Source organism: Bacillus sp. HU-1818 (assembly GCF_022695965.1).
Lineage (GTDB): Bacteria > Bacillota > Bacilli > Bacillales > Bacillaceae > Bacillus > Bacillus atrophaeus.
The window spans coordinates 233013-252333 of record NZ_JAAPBE010000005.1 but is presented as its reverse complement, the minus strand read 5'-3'; the positions used below and the strand labels follow the sequence as shown (position 1 = coordinate 252333).

Genomic DNA, 19321 nt, shown 5'->3' with positions numbered 1-19321 from the left:
AGTGCGATGCTGAGTGATTTTTGTTTAAGGAATAAGTTTTAGAGCAAAAGATCCGAGGTATCTAATGAAGCGGAGGATCGGCACGGCCCAGGTGAGAAGTTCCACGCATACGTCTGCTGCAAGGTTGAACTTGTTCACAGCCGCTCTTTTTTTTAGATCCTCTTTTTGGTGGTTTATTTTCAAGGTGATCACTCCTTTATTCACTAACATTCCACTATAATTAGGTAATTGGCGTGCGTGTATTTGCAAGAGAAGGATAAAAGACCTCGCATATGAAAATGGAGGTCTTTGCTGTTCGTCTATTCACGCTTCGAGAGAATTCATGAGGCGATTGAGGCGGTTCCGGTGATGCGTTTATATGCAGCATTCCATCTTGAATCGCGGATGCTTTTCTAAAAGGGAAGTGCTAACTTGTTTTCGTTTGGCTGTTGTTTTGCAGGTTCACTAATGTACGGACGCCGTCAATCATTTTACTGCCGCACAATGGGCATTCCGGTGTATCACTGCTGGCAAAGTTTTTTCTTGTCCAGCCGTTACAGTCATCTTTTGTACACTCCCAAGTAGTTACTTCTTCTTGAGGCAGAGGTTCTTGATTACGTTTGTTATAGTAAGACATAAAGTCACTTCTTCCCTAATGAATTTTACTGCACATCTTTATTGTCTCATACTTTCCTCTATTCTCCTAATTCCTTTTTCTTTATTGCTTTCCAGCGAGTTCTTCTAAAAACGAAAGCAATGCGCCGTTAAACGCGTCAGGCTCCTCTAAAAATGGGCAATGGCTGCTTTTAGAAAAAGTCACGAGTTTAGATTGCGGTATTTTGTTATGTAGATATTCACCCGCTTTTGTTGAGAAAAACTTGTGATCCTCGCCAAAACAAATCAGTGCAGGCACTTGAACGTTTTGCACGGTGTCACGATAATCCGCTGCTGTTTGGTTAAATAAAATCGTGCTGGCAATGGCGGCGGGCTGTTTCCTGATTTCCCTAAGCATCCACTCTTCTTCTTTTGCGGCAGGCGGTTCAGCGAACATATTAGCGATGAAATTTTTGTGAAATGGCAGCGGATCTGTTTGAATGGACTCCATGGCTGCTGTTAATCCCGCAAAGTCAAATGCTCCGTGCTCCCAGCCTTCCCAATTGTAATCGGAAGCCGACTGATCAACGATGGTGATGGCTTGTATCTTATCATGCCCAAATTGATTGATATAATCCCACACGACAAAAGCGCCCATTGACCATCCGACAAGCACCGTGTTTTCGAGCTGGAGTGCCTCTATAAATTGCCTCACATCTTTAGCATATTCAGAAATCGTGTGTCCATGAAGAATTTTTTCCGACTCGCCGTGTCCTCTTAAGTCGAGGCGTATGCATTGGTAATCATTTGATAAGGCGGAGAATTGTTTGTGAAAAAACGCCCCGCTCATTAATACTCCGTGGATAAAGAGTATGGGAGTGCCTTCCCCATACATTTCGTAATAAAGCTGTGTGTGATCCTTAAGAGTGATATAAGGCATATCGAGCGTTCCTCCTTTAATTTGTACCAGAAGAATGATGGGCTGAGTGAGCGGCAGCGGTTGTGCTGATGATCGCAGCGGTTGAAGCGGCTTGCTGGGCTTGGAGAACGGTTTCAATCACCGCGTATAAACCTGACTCCGCGATCAGATTTTTTTCTATGGTATCGCCCATGAAAAGACTGACGGCTATTTTGAAATTTATATCTTTATGCCATTTTAAAGCCTTTTCTTTATTAAGAAGCTTAACCGTTTCTATGACTGTGCTGATGTCTTTTTCAGGTTCTTCAAGAAATGTGAGTAAACCAATGTCGGGATAGTGAATATCTTTAGGTTTTTTGTACAACTCATTGATAAACCGGAACATCTTGTGGCAGCGGCTGACAAGTTCATCTGTATCTTTTTCTTGGTGCAAGGCAAGGATCTGGCTTAGAAATTGAAGGTTCTGTCCTTTTTTAAAGCCTGCGGCGGAAAGCTTTTGATAAAAAGATTCCGCTTGTTCCATCAATGCGGTTTTTTCTTTGTCGATTCCAGCGAGCATTACGGCGAATGGGTAATTTTGAGTTGATGTCAGGAAATAATGCTGCTGCTTCATCAGCTGATAAATGGATGAAGCGCCTGACATGATTTCTGTGGCTGTTTTTTGTTCAGACTTCCCGGTCAGCACAATTAAGGCAGACAGATAGGTGAAAATATCTCTTTTGAATCCCTGTTTCAGCATGTCTTCGTAAAGGTCACTGAATGCCTGGAATTGTTCCTTTGCTTTATCTTGAAAATGAATGTCAAGGATGGAGGCGATGGTAAAACGGTGATGTGAATTCAATGTGGAAAACATGCCGACATTTGCCTTGATATAATTGCTAAGATCGTAAAAACGCCGAAAATCAAATTCTCTTTTATTCACAATATATGCAGATGCGGTGAGCATTAATTGTCCTTCATGTGCGATTTTCCATTTTAGTTGTTTTTTCAGTTCGGTATAAATGGAGATGTAGTTGTTTACGTTGTTTTGCAGTTCTGATGTAAGCATAGGAGCGGCTCCTTTCTATATGTCCTATTACGTATTACGGGGAACAGCTTTTGAAAGTTTCATTTCTTAAGAAGACAATAAAAAAACTTGCCAGCCGGCAAGTTTTATTGATTTGGATCCACAACATCCATAGGTCTCATCATATCGTAATCCTCATGCTCTAAAATATGGCAATGCCAGACATACCGTCCGCTGTATGGACCGAATTTCGCCATGATTCTGATGACTTCCCCCGCATGGGACTGTACGGTGTCTTTCCAGCCTTTTTCGCTTGGAGGCGGCGGGACGGCCGGGCCTGTAAAGACGACGTTGCCGGTTTCCGCGTATTTGGCCGTATCAAAGGGGCGGCGGTCCAGTACACGGAAAGAAACCAAATGCAGATGGATCGGATGAGTGCCGCGCGTCGGATTAATGATAGACCAAATCTCAGATGTGCCGAGCTTTGGAGCTTCTGTTACAGGATCGCTCCATCGTTTGTTATTCAAAAGCAGGACAGGCCTTCCATATTCATCTTGAGTGCCAGTGAGTTTCAGCGTTCTGAGATTTTGTATTTTTTCATCAGTGACAGGAGGCAGGTTTGTGAGAAATCTAGGTTTTCTGCTTTCATCTTTTTCTTTTAATGGCTTTGTGACGCGAAACTGCATGACATTTGCATCGGATTCGGGATTGGCGGGCCCGCCGCAGCCGTCGCTGTTTGCCAAAACGATGGATTGTCCTTCGAAGGCTGCAAAATCAATGATGATATCAAATCGTTCTGCCGGAGCGAGACTGATGGAGCTGAGTTTAACAGAGCGGGGCAGGAGGCCGCCGTCAGAGCCCACTTGGAGAAATTCGCCGCCGTTATCGAGCGATAGGTTATAGGTTCTTGTATTTGAAGCGTTTACGATCCGAAAACGGTACGCCCGAGGTTCTACCTCCATATACGGCCATGCCTTCCCATTTACGAGAATGGTATCACCGCAAAAAGCCGGAACGATGGATGGGCTGGGCAAGGTTGGTGAGGGATTTTCCGGTCCGCTCGGATAAAACAGTGAGCCGTCCTCGTTAATCGTCCGGTCCATGATCATGAGCGGCACATCATACTCGCCTGCGGGCAGCTTCAGCCGTTTTTCTTTCGGGTCGTGAATGATATACACTCCGGCGAGCCCGGCATATACATTTAATCTGGTCAGCGCCATCGCGTGGTCATGGTACCACAGGATAGCTCCGCGCTGCTGATTAGGATAATGATAGACTTCTCTGGAGAAATAAGGCCCTGTTTTTTGAAAGCCTTTTGAGAACCAGGCTTCCGGATAACCGTCACTGTCATAAGGTGTGACGCCGCCATGTAAATGGACAACGGTCTTGACCTCGGGCTCTTGGTGATGGCCTTCCGAATGATGGATGGTATGGTCAATCGGAAGAAAATGCTGATCCGGAAGGTCATTCATCCACTTAATTTGAACGTTTTCATTTCTGTTGACTTCAATCGTAGGTCCGGGAAACAAGCCGTTGTAACCCCAAAGGCGGGTTGGCGGGAGGTCACGATGAAGCTTTTGATAGAATTCCTTCATGGTGACTTCGTAGTAGGTGCTTTCTTTTGTCTGCTGGTGCGGCTTCAGCACTTCTGGAATAGGAAGCATATCCGCAAATTTTTCAAGATTCATATTCATCTGTCCTTATATTTAGTAAAAACCTAGTAATACACAGTAAATGATGGCAAGGACAGAAAGGTGACATGAAAAATCCCGCCCATTAAGGCAGGATTTCGGGATCAGGCTGTTGCGCTGAATGGTTTTCAGAGGTATTTGCTTTTTCTTTGCGGCTTTTGAAAATAAAGTAAGATCCGAGAACGATGGCTGTTATGAATCCTGTCAGCAGCAGTTCATCTCGCATGGAAGAGATAAATGCCATCGAAACCAAAATGCCGCAAATGGCGATAATGGTCAGGTAGGTTAAATAAGGGAAAAACCACATTTTTATTTTCAACGATTCGGGCTTCGTTTTTTCGAGATTTTTCCGCATTCGAAGGTGAGAAACAGCGATCGCCAGATAGACAAGGAGGGCAATGGCACCTGATGAATTGACTAGAAATAAGAATACCGTTTCAGGTGAAAAGTAGTTCATTACCACCGCTATATAAGAGAAAAAGGTTCCGGCAACAATCGCTTGTACGGGCACTCCTTTTTTGCTCAGCTTCATAAAGCGGCGCGGTGCTTCTTTTCTTTCTGCCAGTGAATAGAGCATTCTTGATGTGGTGTAGAGGCCTGAATTCAGACAGGATAATACGGCTGTGAGAACGATGAAGTTCATGATTTGCGCCGCAGCCGGCACGCCGATATGTCCAAGCACCGCTACGAATGGGCTCTCCAAAATATTGGCGGAGTTCCATGGAAGCAGCGCGACGACGATAGCTATCGAGCCGACGTAGAAAACGATGATCCGCCAAACGACTGATCTGGTTGCTTTTGTAACGGATTGAACGGGGTTTGATGTTTCTCCGGCGGCGATGGCGACGATTTCAGTTCCCATAAAAGAAAAGATCACGACAACGATGCCTAATAAAACAGAACTTATTCCCTTCGGAAAGAATCCGCCCTCACCCGTCAAGTTTGACAATCCGACCGGCTCGCTGCCAGGTGCAATGCCAAAAATGAATGCAAAGCCGATGAGTAAGAAAGCGACAATGGTTACAACCTTAATAAGTGAGAGCCAATATTCAAACTCTCCAAACGATTTGACAGAATAGACGTTTGTGAGAGTCAATAAAATGGTCAATAACAGGCTTGTCAGCCACAATGGGATATCATGAAACCAATATTGAATAATTCCGGCTCCGGCGATAGCTTCAATCGCAATGACAATAACCCAAAAAAACCAATAAAGCCAGCCGATTGTAAAGCCGGCCCAAGGACCTATGGCATCGTGCGCATATTGGGAAAACGATCCGCTTGTGGGGTTGACTGACGACATTTCACCAAGCATTCTCATAATAAAGATGACCAAGAGGCCTGCTAAAGCATAGGAGACAATCGCACCGGGGCCTGTAGAATGAATGACCGATCCGCTGCCTACAAATAGTCCGGCGCCGATAACGCCTGCGATAGATATCATCGTCATATGACGGGTTTTCAGTCCCCTTTTTAATCCTGATTCAGATTGGTTCATAGTATACCTCCTAATAGGACTATTTAAGTATCGAATATTCTGACAAATTAAATTGTATCATATATTGGCAAAAAATCTAAAGATTATGTTAGAAAATATGACATTTTATTTCAAATTGTATATAACATATTAAAGAAATTACGCGCTATATCATACAGGTTACATCCTTATATCGAATTCCTTTTTCTGTAGAAACCTGGCTTTTTTCCATGTTACGCTCGGTATGAGACGAGCAGACAGGGAGCTGTATAATATGAAGGGAAGAGTAGAGTGGATAGATATATCAAAGGGTATAGGCATTATTCTAGTTGTCTTAGGCCACGCGCCGACAGATGATGCATTGAAAAGCTTTATTTTTTCATTTCATATGCCGTTGTTTTTTTTCTTATCGGGCGCCGTTTACCGGGATACAGGGCTTGGTTTCTTTCAGTTTGCGCTGAAGAAAGCCAGAGGGCTGCTGGTTCCTTATGCTGTCTTCTCGGTGATCACGTATTTGTTTTGGCTGCTGGTGGAACGGCATTTTCAGTTTATCGGCAGTGCGGATGTTGATCCGGCTGTTCCTTTGAAAGGTATTGTTTATTCAATACCCGATCATTATATGCTTACACACAATCCGGCACTGTGGTTTTTAACCTGTTTATTTCTCGTAGACATCGTATTTTTCTTATTGAAAAAAGCATGCCGCGGAAAGTGGCTGATTCTCATTGCAGGAAGCTGCCTGGTCAGCGTTGTGAATGTTTATGTGCTTCATATCAGCCTGCTTTGGAATGCCGAGGTAGCCGCAGCTGCTTTGGGTTTTTATACAATTGGTTTTGTGTTGAGAAACAAACTGAAGGAGCTTTCTTATAGAAGAACCATTTTCGCTGTGGTTATATGTTTTTCATTGACCGCTCTTTTGCAGATGGAGAATACAAGAGTTGATATGAGGGCGAATGAATACGGCAATATGCTGATTTTCTACTTGACGGCTGCGCTTGGCACGGGGGGAGTCGTTTTTGCGAGTTTTAAGTTTCGTAAGCTCGCTTTCTTACAGTTTCTCGGCAGGAATTCGTTAATCATTCTCGTTTTGCACTATCCTATTCTTAGGACGATGGAAGCTGTCGTATATTATGTGCTGAACATCCCCGTATCTTCGACATATCAAGCGGGCTGGGGAATTCTCTATACAGCAGCGACCTTTGCCGCACTGGTGCCTTTTATTTTCTTTTTCAAACGCTATCCGGTTTTGTTCGGGAAGCCTTTGGCTAAGCGGAGAGTGTATGGCATCCGAGGGTTGTTCCCGGGAAAATATAGAGAATACAGGTCGTATTGAGGGCGGATGAAAAGAAAAAATTTTCTGTCATTAGCTCCTTTTTGTGATTTGTTATATTTTTGAAAAAATGTATAGATGGAAGAAGTCTTGATACGCCTGGGTTCAGGCGTTTTTTTCTGTATGAAATTAAGTTGGTTCAGGTGAAAAATGTTCTATAACCACTATTTTTCTGAGGTAAGTGAATCATGTTTCTGTAGACCCACTGCGGTGTTGCTTTGTATGATAAATATAGCTTGAAACACGGACGGAAGGAGGATTTTGATGGAGAGATATGATGAACTGAAAAAAGGCGAAACCGGGGCGCTCATCAGCATCGCCGCGTATCTTGTTCTGTCTGCTGTTAAGCTGGTGATCGGCTATGTGTTTCATTCAGAAGCGCTTACGGCGGACGGATTAAACAATACGACAGATATTATCGCTTCAGTTGCGGTGTTCATCGGTCTTCGCATCTCTCAAAAGCCTCCTGATGAAGATCATCCTTACGGCCATTTCCGTGCTGAAACGGTCGCATCACTTATCGCTTCTTTTATCATGATGGTTGTCGGGCTTCAAGTGCTGCTCAGTGCGGGAGAATCTATTTTTTCTTCTAAAGAAGAGTCACCGGATATGATTGCGGCGTGGACGGCTGCAGCGGGTGCGGTGGTTATGCTGCTTGTGTATCAATACAATAAAAGGCTTGCGAAAAAGGTCAACAGCCATGCGCTGCATGCGGCTGCTGCTGATAATAAGTCCGATGCGATCGTCAGTGTCGGAACGTTTGTCGGTATTTTCGCGGCGCAGTTCCATCTTGCTTGGATTGATACGCTGACCGCGTTTTTGATCGGTCTTTTAATTTGCAAGACGGCTTGGGATATCTTTAAGGAAGCGTCTCATTCTTTGACGGACGGCTTTGATGTGAAGGATATATCTGATTATAAACGGACGATCGAAAAGATCTCCGGAGTCAGCCACTTAAAGGATATCAAAGCCAGATATTTAGGCAGCTCTGTTCACGTGGATGTTGTGATTGAAGTAGAGTCTGATCTGAATATTAAAGAAAGCCATGATATCGCAAATGAGGTTGAGCGGAGGATGAAGGAGGAGCATGCGATTGATCACTCGCATGTTCATATGGAGCCTTTACAAAACAAGTAAATCCTGCTGAAGCTTCCCGTTATGGGAGGCTTTTTTTGCGGTTTGCTGTTGTATTTGTTCATTGATATTTCTGTTAAAAATGTTGAAATCAGAAAGTGTAAAAAGTGTTCAATTGGAAACAGTTTGCTAGATTCGTTTTTTTATACCGGGCTTTTTTTGTGGTAAAGTTAGGTTACTATAAGAAACTAGATAGATGAGTAGGAGGAAGAGAATGGCATACCATGAAGAGCTGCATCCTTTGCTGGGTAAAGCTGTTGAACATATTGACAAAGTGATGATTGGGAAAAGAGACATAGCGATACTCAGCTTAGCGGCCATTCTTGCCAAAGGGCATGTGTTATTAGAGGATGTTCCAGGGGTGGGAAAAACGATGATGGTGCGCTCATTGGCAAAATCAATCGGCGCTGATTTTAAAAGAATCCAATTCACCCCGGATTTGCTGCCGTCCGATGTGACGGGCGTATCCATTTATAATTCGAAAACGATGGAATTTGAATACCGGCCGGGTCCGATTATGGGCCATATTGTGCTGGCGGATGAGATCAACAGAACATCGCCAAAAACCCAATCTGCATTGCTTGAAGCGATGGAAGAGGGGAGTGTGACAGTAGACGGAAAGACGATGCCGCTTGCCGAGCCTTTCTTGGTGATGGCAACCCAAAACCCGGTGGAGTATGAGGGGACGTACCCGCTGCCCGAGGCGCAGCTCGACCGCTTTTTATTCAAGCTCCGTATGGGTTATCCGTCTGTTGAAGAGGAATTAGAGGTATTGGCGCTCCAAGAGAAAAGCCATCCGATTGAGACTATGGAGCCTGTTATCACAAAAGAACAATTTGTCCGCTTGCAGCAAGAAGTGCAGCATGTCCAAGTGGATGCAAGCATTAAGGCTTATATTGTTGACTTGACGCACAAAACGAGACAGCATCCTTCCGTTTATTTAGGCGTGAGTCCCCGTGGATCTATCGCCCTGATGAAAGCCGCTCAGGCATATGCGCTGATGCACAATCGCGATTATGTCATTCCGGACGATATTCAATATCTTGCGCCTTATTCTTTGCCGCACCGAATGATTTTGCATTCTGAGGCGAAGTTTGAAGGAATGCAGTCTGAGGCGGTCATCCGGGAGATCATTTCAAACGTGAAGGTCCCGGTTCAAAGGTCGCTGAGCCGATAATGAAGAAAAAACTGCATTGGTTGGTTTATGGATGGAAGCTGCTGGTGCTGCTCATTTTGACGGCTGCAGTATTTTCCTATGCAATGTTTCAAGGCGGTTTTGTAAGCTGGTTTTTATTTTATGCGTTTCTTCCTTTCGTCTTGTATGCGGGTTTGTTTTCTTTGTATCCGATCAGTGCAATGCAAGCGGTGCGGGAGACGGACCGTACCCAGGTCAATGCCGGCGGTACGCTTAATATAAAGGTAACCCTTACGCGGAGGGTTCCGTTTCCGCTCATGTATATGGTGATTGAGGATTGTCTGCCGGAAACGCTTGAGAAGCTGTACGGAGGTCAAGCGGCGGCAAAACGGCTTGTGTTTCCGTGGTTTAAAAGGAAAGTCACGCTGTCATACCGATTATCCCCAGTTCCGAGAGGCGAGCATCATTTGCATACCGTAAGAGTTCGAACGGGTGATGTGCTGGGCCTTGTGGAAAAGGAGGCTTATTATGAAGTGAAGCACTCTTTTTTGGTGTTTCCGTCTTATCAATCTCTCCATTTTCAGCCGAATGAACGGCATCTTGAAGAAGGAATAAGCAGTTCGGCACCTTTTCAGATGAATCATTCCATGGCCGCGGCAAGTGTGAGGGAATATCAGCCGGGAGACCGGATTGCAGCATTGGACTGGAAGACCTCGGCCAGACGCAGCCAGCTAATGACAAAGGAATTTGAACCGTCCAAAAACAAAAACCTGTTTCTCTTAATGGACCGTTCTCCTTCGGCGTCTTTTGAAGAGGTTGTTTCAGCGGCTGCGTCTATTCTTCATTCTGTTTTAAAAAGCGGCACGGGGGCAGGCCTTGCTTCCGCCGGAAAAGAAAGATCCGTTTTTCCGATTCAGCAGGGAGAGCAGCATTTTCAGCGGCTGATGCATCATTTGGCCGTCGTGGCTTGTGACGCGGCAGCTCCTCTCAGCCGCTTTATGGAAGAAGAACTTGCACAGCAAGCCGTGCGGCACGCTGATAAAGTAGTTGTCACCGGGCAGGTGACCGAAGACTTGGTAAGAGCAATCGAAATCAGTTCCGGTTCCATGCCGGTTACAATTATTTTGGCTAAAGAGAAAGAAGCCGCTCTGTCCCAAGCAGAAACGATTATGATCGAACGCTTACTAAAGCGGGGAACAGGAGTCCGGATCATAAAAGACGGCGGATTTTCTCAAGTTTTTTAGGAAAGAGAGGTGAAGAACCACATGCCGCTTGATGAAAATCAGGGAAGCCGCATGAGCTTGCTGTTATTTTACTTCTTAGCCTTTTTATTATTGTGGGAATGGCTCAGGCCGTTACACAATTTTAGCGATACAAAGCATACGGGATTTTTTATCGTGTTTATCGGCTTGACGTTTTTGCTGACGTTTTTCAGGGTGAAGTGGTATGTCACAGTTCCATTTTGCATCTTGTTTACGTTGATTTCTATTCATATCCTGTTTTATGACGGCTCGATTTTTAACGGAAGCTGGATCAGCTCCTTTATACAGGATGTATTCATGAATATCGGCTTTATCAAATCAGGAAACTGGAATGAGATGATGCCTTCCTTCCGCACGCTCTTGTTTTTTGTGCTGCTGTGGCTTCTCGTTTACTTGCTGCATTATTGGGTGATTTACCAGCGGAAGATTTTATTTTTCTTTATCATGACAGTTGCTTACATCACCATTCTTGATACGTTTACACCGTACGACGCCACCTATGCCGTCATCCGGATTGTGCTGATCGGCTTTTTTATGCTGGGGCTTTTGTATATGGACCGCATTAAGATTATGGAAAGGCTGTCTTTTAAGAAAGCTCATATCTTAAAATGGTTTCTTCCTTTGACCGTTTTTGTTATCGGCTCAGCGGCATTCGGTCTTGCCGCTCCGAAGTCTGACCCTAATTGGCCTGATCCCGTTCCTTTTCTCAAAAAGGTCACCAATCATGATCAAGTGTCAGCTCAAGAAAGCAAAATCGGGTATGGGAATCATGATGAATCCCTTGGCGGTCCGTTTCAGGAAGATGATACGCCGGTTTTTACATGGCAAGGGAAAAAACGTTCCTATTTCAGGGTAGAAACGAAGGATACCTATACAGGCAAAGGATGGGTTGAAACCGATGTGGGGACGTCTTATCAGCTCACGGGCGGCCTTGTGGAAAATCTGTGGTTTGATCAGCGGGTTTCCACAGAAAATGAAACTGCGCGTGTGAAGGTAAATAAGCTGTACGGATATAATCACGTAATGTATCCGATCGGCGCGGCAAAAATTAAGCCTAAACAATCCGTTTTGCTTGAGATGAATGGCAATACGGAACAAATTTCGCCTGTCAGTGAACAATCCGGCAAAGTGCGCAATTTGGGAAACTATACAGTGGCGTACAAGTCGCCGGTCTACAAGCTGAATGAGCTGAGAGAGGTTAAAGTTAAAAAGAGCAGAGAAGAAAACAAATTTGACGAGCGATATATGCAGCTTCCCGATACATTGCCGGTGCGGGTCAGAAACCTAGCCCGGGAGCTGACGCGGAATAAAGACAATATGTATGACAAAGCAAAGGCGATCGAGGATTATCTGGGCTCGAATGAGTTTGCTTATGAGACGGAAAATGTCAGCATACCAAAAAACGGCCAAGATTACGTCGATCAATTTTTATTTGAAACAAAACTCGGCTATTGTGATAACTTTTCTTCGGCTATGGTTGTATTACTCAGATCGGCAGGCATTCCATCCCGCTGGGTAAAAGGGTATACATCTGGTGAGTATAAAGAGGCCGGCAATAACAACGGCCGAATTTATGAGGTGACGAATAACAACGCCCATTCTTGGGTGGAAGTTTATTTCCCGGGGCAAGGCTGGGTGACATTTGAGCCGACAAAAGGGTTCACTAATCCTGCTGAGTTCACGTCAAGTTCGAGCCAGTCGAATAAAGAAGGGAAAGACGGCGATTCATCCCGGAATACCTCTGAAGATCGCGGCGAAAAGAGCAAGCCGCAGCAGCAAAAAGAGCAGCAGAAGAAACAGCAGCCATCTGTGGACGAAAAACCGTCCGCTGCAAAAGAGAGTATCAGTCCCGCATGGTACGCAGCAGCCGCAGCAGCCCTTTTAGCGGCACTTGGTTTATATGCCGCGCGTTCCAAATGGATTCCGATGATCGTCGCCGTAAAATTAAAGCGCCGTACCGATAAAGAAGTCTTCTTTGAAGCATATGATGCACTGCTTCGCCAGCTGAAAAGAAAAGGAAAAGGCATACAAAAAGGCGAGACGCTGCGTGACTATGCAGCGAAAATCGACGCGGCATACGGGTCTGAGGAGATGTCAGAGCTGACTCACCGCTATGAGCGAGCTTTGTACAGAAACGATGATTCGGCAGCTCTTTGGAATGATTCCAAAGAGTTATGGGAAAATTTAATTAAAAGGAGATAGTCTTGACCGCTTACCCTCCTGTTGTTAGAATAAGTGAATATTAAATCAGAGTCCGGGAGCGATTGTCCGGATGCTGAAAACGGTCTTACCAGCAGAGGGCAGAAACCGTGTTCCACATCTGTCCTCCGTTTTTTTCTGTGTCAAAAAACTTAGAGGAGATTAGGTGACAACCATGACAAAGTTAGTGAATGAAATGATTCTTGTCCTTGATTTCGGCAGTCAGTATAACCAGCTTATTACACGCCGTATTCGTGAATTTGGTGTTTACAGCGAGCTGCATCCGCATACATTGACGGCTGAAGAAATTAAAGAAATGAATCCTAAAGGTATTATTCTATCCGGCGGTCCAAACAGTGTGTATGATGAAGGTTCTTTCCGCTGTGATGAAAAAATCTTCGAACTTGATATTCCCGTTTTGGGAATTTGCTACGGTATGCAGCTGATGACTCATTACCTTGGAGGCAAAGTAGAGGCTGCAAGCCAGCGTGAGTACGGAAAAGCGAACATTCATATCGAAGGAACGCCTGATTTGTTTAAAGACCTTCCGAATGAGCAAGTTGTATGGATGAGCCACGGAGATTTGGTTGTTGAAGTTCCAGAAGGCTTTACGGTTGATGCCACAAGCCATCATTGTCCAAACTCAGCAATGAGCAAAAAGGATAAAAAATGGTACGGCGTTCAATTCCACCCGGAAGTGCGCCATTCAGAATACGGCAATGACCTGTTGAAAAACTTTGTTTTCGGTGTATGTGATTGTGAAGGTAAATGGTCAATGGAAAACTTTATCGACATCGAAATGCAAAAAATTCGCGAAACTGTCGGAGATAAAAATGTACTGTGCGCGCTAAGCGGCGGTGTTGACTCTTCAGTTGTAGCGGTTCTGATTCATAAAGCAATCGGGGACCAGCTGACTTGTATCTTTGTTGACCACGGTCTCCTTCGTAAAGGCGAAGCGGAAGGCGTTATGAAAACGTTCAGTGAAGGCTTTAACATGAACGTGATTAAAGTGGACGCGAAAGATCGGTTCCTGAATAAGCTTAAAGGCGTTTCAGATCCTGAACAGAAACGTAAAATTATCGGAAATGAATTCATTTACGTATTCGATGATGAAGCGGACAAGCTCAAAGGAATTGATTATCTCGCTCAAGGAACGCTTTACACAGATATCATTGAGAGCGGAACAGCGACTGCGCAAACGATTAAATCCCACCATAATGTCGGCGGGCTTCCTGAGGATATGCAATTTGAACTGATCGAGCCGTTAAATACTTTGTTTAAGGATGAAGTACGTGCGCTTGGTTCAGAGCTTGGCATTCCTGACGAAATCGTTTGGCGCCAGCCTTTCCCTGGTCCTGGTCTCGGTATCCGTGTCCTTGGTGAAATTTCTGAGGAAAAACTTGAAATTGTTCGTGAATCTGACGCTATTTTGCGTGAAGAAGTCGCAAAACATGGTTTGGAGCGCGACATTTGGCAGTATTTCACTGTTCTTCCCGACATCCGCAGCGTAGGAGTTATGGGCGATGCCAGAACATATGATTACACAATCGGCATTCGTGCGGTTACTTCAATTGACGGAATGACTTCTGACTGGGCTCGTATCCCTTGGGACGTGCTTGAAGCGATTTCGACCCGCATTGTTAATGAAGTGAAACACATTAACCGTGTCGTGTATGATATTACAAGTAAGCCGCCTGCTACGATTGAGTGGGAGTAAGTAAATACCTAAGAAAAACGTCCCTTTATAAAAGGGGCGTTTTTTTGTTAACTTTTTGAAACCGTTTTGGCAGTTCTTATATCTAACAACATAGGAGGTGGATAAGGTGAAGGAAGAAAGATTGATTACAAAGGCGAGAAAAGGAAATACTCGAGCCTTTGAAAAGCTTATGCTGGCACATCAGGAGACTCTATATAAAACAGCCTATCTCTATTTGAGAAATAAAGAAGATGCACTTGATGCTGTACAGGAAACGGCTTATAAAGCTTTTATAGGGATAGAAAAACTAAAAGAGCCAAAGTACTTTTTAACGTGGCTCACCCGAATACTCATTAATTCAATTTTTGCAATGAAGAAAAAGAAGGGAGAATTGGTTCCGTTTGAAAGCCATCATGACACTGGCACGGATCAAAGAAATATTGAAGAATATATAGACTTGCGCAATGCGCTGGATACACTTGATGAACATGTTCAGTTAACAATTCAGCTCTATTATTTTCAAGATTATTCGATTTCGATGATAGCTGAACAAACAGGAATGGCAGAAGGCACAATTAAAACACATTTACATAGAGCAAGAAAATCACTAAAACAGGAGCTGGAAAAGGAGGATAAAAAAATATGGAAAAACACCAAGTAAAGCAGTTGTATGATGACATAGAAGTGCCAAAGAAAGCACTCAAAAAAGCAATACATCAAGCTGTCGTTCGTGCTGAAAATGAAAGTAACACAAGGCGCCGTTTTAAATGGGGACGAACCATTACAAATGGAATCGCTGTTGCTGCTGTGGTATGTATACTGTATTTAACGTCCGGTCTTTTTCTGCCATCTGTTAACAAAGCGATGGGAAGCATACCCATTGTCGGCCAAATTTATAAGGAGTTTCAAGATAAAGTTGGCCTATCATTGTTTAAAAGCAATTTGGTCACAAATCTGAATGAAAAAGCGGAGTCGCGAGGCATTACTATTTCTGTGAACAGTTCATACTACGATGCCGGGCAGCTTGTCTATAACTTCACTGTTGATAACTTCCAGTCTGATGAAAAAGAGATTAGCTATAATGTGGACGAAGCGAATTTTAACAACAATGTTTCAATCAACTATGATTCCTTAATGCTCAAAAAATTAAATAACAAACAATATGCAGGACAATTAAGGATTTATACAAATGGTACTGAAATAAAAAATGGGGATACCGTACCTTTTGTTGTTACTCATATCAATGAAATACAGGGAAATTGGAGATTTAAACTGCCTATTACCAAAAAGAATGCGAATTATTTAGAAAGCTCAAAAGTGGTATCGGCTTATCATAATCGTTATCAATTTTCCAATATTCAAGTGGAAAACGGGAAACTTGGATCTGTCCTTCAATTTACAATAGATTATCAAGGCATAGCAAAGCATGATACTGTTGAAATTAACGAAGTCAAAGATGATTTAGGAAACACATATGAGATGACATCGTCAAACATCGAACTTGGAGACCGCAAAAAAGTAACCGAGAGAACGGTAAGAGCAAAAGGACAAACACAGTTAAAATCACCAATCAATCCAAAAGCGAAAAAGCTAACTTTAATAGCAGATATCAGATCTGAGGCAGAGGGCAGTGAAATCGTTCCGCTAAATGCAGGGATGCCGCTTCGTCTTTCAGAAACAAAACATCAAAACATAGGGATTGAAATCAATAACATTAAACAGGAAGGGAGGAAGGTATTGGTTCATTACCACTTCACTGGAGTTGACACTTCAAGTATGTCAAAAGATGACTTAATGAATATAGGTGAAATGATTGGCCTTGGTGATATGAAAAAAATGCAATCATGGTCTGATCCAATGGGTGATTATGAAGAAGGTTATTATTTGAAAGCAAATACAGCTAAAGTGAAAAATATGGACACAGCAGAAATGTTATCTACTTTTGAACTGGATGATGATTATGATGATGAGCTGTCTTTAAAGCATTTTGAGTTTAATGAATACGGTCTGTATATTGATAAAGGCGTTTTAAATTACTTGATTCAACTAGAGCCATTCTCGTTTACTGTACCAGTGCATCAAGTGAGTCAGCCTCCAAGATAAAATAATCATAAGTTGAAAAGCCGTATGTAGTCATGCATACGGTTTTTATCATTGTTGCTTATTTAGTCAATAGACGAATAAACCAATTTTTTTAATAAGTAATGTTCGTTATTTATATTGTCATTTCAAATCGAAGTTGGTACAATAGACACAGAAATCAAATAAGATGAATTCGTATAATCGCGGGAATATGGCTCGCAAGTCTCTACCAAGCTACCGTAAATGGCTTGACTACGTAAACATTTCTTTCGTTTGATATAAATAAAACAGGTTTATTTATTCAAACTGGAATCCGTCTGTAGTCAAGCGTCCCAAAATGTATTGGGGCGTTTTTTATTTGGCGATTTCAGGGCAGGATAAATAGCAAAGAGTGAAGGGAGTCACATAGCTTGAAAAAGTTTTTTCAGTTTGATGAGCTGGGCACCAGCTATCGCAACGAAATCATCGGCGGATTAACGACCTTTTTATCCATGGCGTATATCCTGTTCGTCAATCCGATTACGCTTGCTTTGGAAAGTGTAAAAGATTTTCCGGAAGCATTGAGAATAGATCAAGGCGCGGTCTTTACGGCGACAGCTTTGGCGTCAGCAGCAGGCTGTATCTTAATGGGATTGATTGCGAGATATCCGATTGCCATTGCGCCCGGTATGGGGCTGAACGCGTTTTTTGCGTTTTCTGTTGTTCTCGGTATGGGGATTTCCTGGCAGGCCGCTTTGTCTGGTGTTTTCATTTCAGGACTTATCTTTGTTGCTCTTTCTTTAACAGGTTTTCGTGAAAAAATCATTAACGCCATTCCGCCTGAGCTGAAATTGGCAGTCGGAGCGGGGATTGGCCTATTTATTACATTTGTCGGCTTACAGGGCTCAGGGATCATTGCAGCGAATCCTTCAACCCTTGTCACAATCGGAAACATTCACAGCGGTCCTGTTTTGTTAACGATTTTCGGTGTCATTGTAACGGTTATTTTAATGGTGCTTCGCGTGAACGCTGGCGTGTTTATCGGGATGCTGTTAACGGCGATTGCCGGGATGATTTTCGGTTTGGTTCCGGTTCCGTCTCAAATCGTGGGAAGTGTGCCGAGCCTTGAACCGACGTTTGGACAAGCTTGGATTCACTTGCCGGATATTTTCTCTCTGCAAATGTTGGTCGTCATTTTAACATTCTTGTTTGTCGGATTTTTTGATACGGCTGGTACACTGGTTGCTGTGGCAACACAGGCTGGTTTAATGAAGGAAAATAAATTGCCGCGTGCGGGCCGTGCGCTTTTAGCTGACTCAACTTCAATCGTTATCGGCTCCGTGCTCGGGACGTCTACGACAACATCTTATGTGGAATCAAGCTCGGGTGTTGCTGCGGGCGCTCGTTCCGGATTTGCGGCAATTGTAACTGGGTTTCTCTTTTTACTCGCTATGTTTTTCTCGCCGCTTCTATCAGTCGTTACCACGAATGTAACCGCTCCGGCATTAATTATTGTTGGTGCCCTGATGGTTGCGCCGCTCGGCAAAATCGCGTGGGATAAATTCGAAGTGGCTGTGCCTGCTTTCTTAACAATGATTATGATGCCATTAACATACAGCATCGCGACTGGGATCGCGATCGGATTTATTTTCTATCCTATTACAATGATTTGCAAAGGAAAGGGAAAAGAGGTTCATCCGGTGATGTACGGGCTGTTTGTGGTGTTTGTTCTGTACTTTGTCTTCTTAAAATAAAAGAGCGGAAACCGGCTGCGGCAAGCGGCCGGTTTTTGATTTAGGTTTTTGATCGTAAAAGGTAAAACCATTACATACAATATACCGTCATATAGGTGTCAGGCCATCGGGCTGTTAAAAGCGGGAAATGACTTGACTGTTCAGGAAGGCTTCGGTACCTTATATAAGTGTTTTATTTTCTTGCTGAATGGTATTCCGCCGTATTTTTCTGATAGGAGTTGCTAACATGACGGAAGAAAGAAAAGAAACAATTGATGAAGTGAATCATAATCAAGGAATAGATGAAGAGCCGGTTTTGTCAAGGGTCTCCAGAAAAGCGAGCCGCCAGCAGAAGCAAAAACAAAAGCAGGAGCGGCCGGCGTCGTCTGTTAAAAAGACGCTCGGTTCGATCGGTTCCGCAGTCAAACGGTATGGCAGCTTTGCGTCTGCTATTTTAAAATCGCCGGTAAAAACTGTAGTGGCGGACGGTTTTTCCCATTTTAAATATGCCGTTATCTCAATGGTGCTGTTTAGTGTCATTTTCTCAATCGGCAACTGGTTTCAGCTGAAAGCCAGCAAAGGAAGACAGCTTGGATACGGCGTTCACCACCCTTTTTACGACGGATTTTTTGTGGTGCTTGTGTATGCGCTGATTTTCCTGGCGGTGATGGTCTTTGCCATTTGGATTGTGTCACGCTACATGATGAAACAGAAATTGTTATTTAAGAAGATAGCGGCAGACTTTGGATCATTACTTGTGCCTGTGATGGCGCTGTCGGTGCTATGGATGATTTTCGCAATAGTAAATATCACTGCTTTAACCACAGCGTTTACGGTTCTGATGTTTTTTGGCTTGCTTTTCAGCGTGTCTCTGCTAATTCAAAGCATTCATCAAAAAGCCGACCATGTTTCATTAGACCTTATTTATTGTGTACTAGCCGTTTTGGCGGTCGGGCTGATCTTTATCGCGGCAAGTTGGCCGTTTATCTCAGGTTACCTTACTTCTTCACTTATTCCGCTTTAATCGGAAAAGCCGGCTTCATATGAGGCCGGCTTTTTTGTATACTCTTCGCTGTCACATTTTTTACAAAAAAAACTAAAAAAC

The 19321-nt window shown here is 43.6% G+C and carries 15 protein-coding genes and 1 riboswitch; of the genes, 10 read left to right on the top strand and 5 right to left on the bottom strand.

Translation table 11 applies throughout. The annotated features are described in order from the left end of the window. Window positions 1-406: 406 nt before the first annotated feature. The 5 genes from GXP75_RS18385 to gabP all read right to left on the bottom strand — a co-directional run bounded on the left by GXP75_RS18385 (window position 407) and on the right by gabP (window position 5687). The gene (locus tag GXP75_RS18385) at window positions 407-616 is read right to left on the bottom strand and encodes a cold-shock protein (protein WP_061573227.1); all 210 of its coding nucleotides are present in this window, start codon (window positions 614-616) and stop codon (window positions 407-409) included. Window positions 617-697: 81 nt separating this feature from the next. Beyond that, window positions 698-1513: an alpha/beta fold hydrolase gene (locus tag GXP75_RS18380; RefSeq protein ID WP_061573228.1), complete on the bottom strand. Its 816-nt coding sequence runs from the start codon at window positions 1511-1513 to the stop codon at window positions 698-700. Between the two features lie 16 nt (window positions 1514-1529). Further along, window positions 1530-2540 carry a DUF4003 family protein gene (locus tag GXP75_RS18375; RefSeq protein ID WP_242557510.1) on the bottom strand — a complete coding sequence of 337 codons (1011 nt, stop codon included), beginning with the start codon at window positions 2538-2540 and terminating at the stop codon, window positions 1530-1532. Between the two features lie 104 nt (window positions 2541-2644). Then, on the bottom strand, window positions 2645-4186 hold the full coding sequence (cotA, locus tag GXP75_RS18370; protein ID WP_242557509.1) for an outer spore coat copper-dependent laccase CotA: 1542 nt from the start codon (window positions 4184-4186) through the stop codon (window positions 2645-2647). 88 nt (window positions 4187-4274) lie between these two features. Further along, a complete protein-coding gene (gabP, locus tag GXP75_RS18365) occupies window positions 4275-5687 on the bottom strand; it encodes a GABA permease (protein WP_010787814.1) in 1413 nt (470 codons plus the stop codon). Between the two features lie 253 nt (window positions 5688-5940). Here gabP and GXP75_RS18360 point away from each other — a divergent pair, with 253 nt between their 5' ends. The 10 genes from GXP75_RS18360 to GXP75_RS18315 all read left to right on the top strand — a co-directional run bounded on the left by GXP75_RS18360 (window position 5941) and on the right by GXP75_RS18315 (window position 19240). Continuing rightward, window positions 5941-6999, top strand: coding sequence for an acyltransferase family protein (locus GXP75_RS18360; protein ID WP_242557508.1), 1059 nt, complete (start codon window positions 5941-5943; stop codon window positions 6997-6999). A 261-nt stretch (window positions 7000-7260) separates the two neighbouring features. Beyond that, window positions 7261-8133, top strand: coding sequence for a cation diffusion facilitator family transporter (locus GXP75_RS18355; protein WP_003328490.1), 873 nt, complete (start codon window positions 7261-7263; stop codon window positions 8131-8133). A 211-nt stretch (window positions 8134-8344) separates the two neighbouring features. Continuing rightward, window positions 8345-9307, top strand: a complete 963-nt coding sequence (locus GXP75_RS18350) for an AAA family ATPase (RefSeq protein ID WP_242557507.1) — start codon at window positions 8345-8347, stop codon at window positions 9305-9307. Then, the gene (locus tag GXP75_RS18345) at window positions 9307-10509 is read left to right on the top strand and encodes a DUF58 domain-containing protein (RefSeq protein WP_242557506.1); all 1203 of its coding nucleotides are present in this window, start codon (window positions 9307-9309) and stop codon (window positions 10507-10509) included. Before GXP75_RS18350 ends, GXP75_RS18345 begins: the two co-directional genes overlap by 1 nt. A gap of 21 nt (window positions 10510-10530) precedes the next feature. Then, window positions 10531-12729, top strand: a complete 2199-nt coding sequence (locus GXP75_RS18340; RefSeq protein ID WP_242557575.1) for a DUF4129 domain-containing transglutaminase family protein — start codon at window positions 10531-10533, stop codon at window positions 12727-12729. A gap of 172 nt (window positions 12730-12901) precedes the next feature. Beyond that, window positions 12902-14443 carry a glutamine-hydrolyzing GMP synthase gene (gene guaA, locus GXP75_RS18335; RefSeq protein WP_003328484.1) on the top strand — a complete coding sequence of 514 codons (1542 nt, stop codon included), beginning with the start codon at window positions 12902-12904 and terminating at the stop codon, window positions 14441-14443. 106 nt (window positions 14444-14549) lie between these two features. Next, the gene (locus tag GXP75_RS18330) at window positions 14550-15083 is read left to right on the top strand and encodes a sigma-70 family RNA polymerase sigma factor (protein WP_010787821.1); all 534 of its coding nucleotides are present in this window, start codon (window positions 14550-14552) and stop codon (window positions 15081-15083) included. Beyond that, window positions 15065-16525, top strand: coding sequence for a DUF4179 domain-containing protein (locus GXP75_RS18325; RefSeq protein ID WP_242557505.1), 1461 nt, complete (start codon window positions 15065-15067; stop codon window positions 16523-16525). The genes GXP75_RS18330 and GXP75_RS18325 overlap by 19 nt, the downstream gene beginning before the upstream one ends. Window positions 16526-16677: 152 nt before the next feature. Next, a riboswitch (purine riboswitch) is annotated at window positions 16678-16779 on the top strand. A 135-nt stretch (window positions 16780-16914) separates the two neighbouring features. Continuing rightward, window positions 16915-18237, top strand: a complete 1323-nt coding sequence (pbuG, locus tag GXP75_RS18320; RefSeq protein WP_106046208.1) for a hypoxanthine/guanine permease PbuG — start codon at window positions 16915-16917, stop codon at window positions 18235-18237. 226 nt (window positions 18238-18463) lie between these two features. Continuing rightward, window positions 18464-19240 carry a hypothetical protein gene (locus tag GXP75_RS18315; protein WP_242557504.1) on the top strand — a complete coding sequence of 259 codons (777 nt, stop codon included), beginning with the start codon at window positions 18464-18466 and terminating at the stop codon, window positions 19238-19240. The last annotated feature ends 81 nt before the right edge of the window (window positions 19241-19321 follow it).

What these genes read in the sequence shown, in the direction of transcription:
- GXP75_RS18340 (WP_242557575.1), top strand. Translation starts at nt 10,531, where the DNA reads ATGCCGCTTGATGAAAATCAGGGAAGCCGCATGAGCTTGCTGTTATTT.
- GXP75_RS18325 (WP_242557505.1), top strand. Translation starts at nt 15,065, where the DNA reads ATGGAAAAACACCAAGTAAAGCAGTTGTATGATGACATAGAAGTGCCA.
- GXP75_RS18380 (WP_061573228.1), bottom strand. Translation starts at nt 1,513, where the DNA reads ATGCCTTATATCACTCTTAAGGATCACACACAGCTTTATTACGAAATG.
- guaA (WP_003328484.1), top strand. Translation starts at nt 12,902, where the DNA reads ATGACAAAGTTAGTGAATGAAATGATTCTTGTCCTTGATTTCGGCAGT.
- GXP75_RS18355 (WP_003328490.1), top strand. Translation starts at nt 7,261, where the DNA reads ATGGAGAGATATGATGAACTGAAAAAAGGCGAAACCGGGGCGCTCATC.
- GXP75_RS18360 (WP_242557508.1), top strand. Translation starts at nt 5,941, where the DNA reads ATGAAGGGAAGAGTAGAGTGGATAGATATATCAAAGGGTATAGGCATT.
- GXP75_RS18385 (WP_061573227.1), bottom strand. Translation starts at nt 616, where the DNA reads ATGTCTTACTATAACAAACGTAATCAAGAACCTCTGCCTCAAGAAGAA.
- GXP75_RS18345 (WP_242557506.1), top strand. Translation starts at nt 9,307, where the DNA reads ATGAAGAAAAAACTGCATTGGTTGGTTTATGGATGGAAGCTGCTGGTG.
- GXP75_RS18350 (WP_242557507.1), top strand. Translation starts at nt 8,345, where the DNA reads ATGGCATACCATGAAGAGCTGCATCCTTTGCTGGGTAAAGCTGTTGAA.
- GXP75_RS18375 (WP_242557510.1), bottom strand. Translation starts at nt 2,540, where the DNA reads ATGCTTACATCAGAACTGCAAAACAACGTAAACAACTACATCTCCATT.
- gabP (WP_010787814.1), bottom strand. Translation starts at nt 5,687, where the DNA reads ATGAACCAATCTGAATCAGGATTAAAAAGGGGACTGAAAACCCGTCAT.
- cotA (WP_242557509.1), bottom strand. Translation starts at nt 4,186, where the DNA reads ATGAATCTTGAAAAATTTGCGGATATGCTTCCTATTCCAGAAGTGCTG.
- GXP75_RS18315 (WP_242557504.1), top strand. Translation starts at nt 18,464, where the DNA reads ATGACGGAAGAAAGAAAAGAAACAATTGATGAAGTGAATCATAATCAA.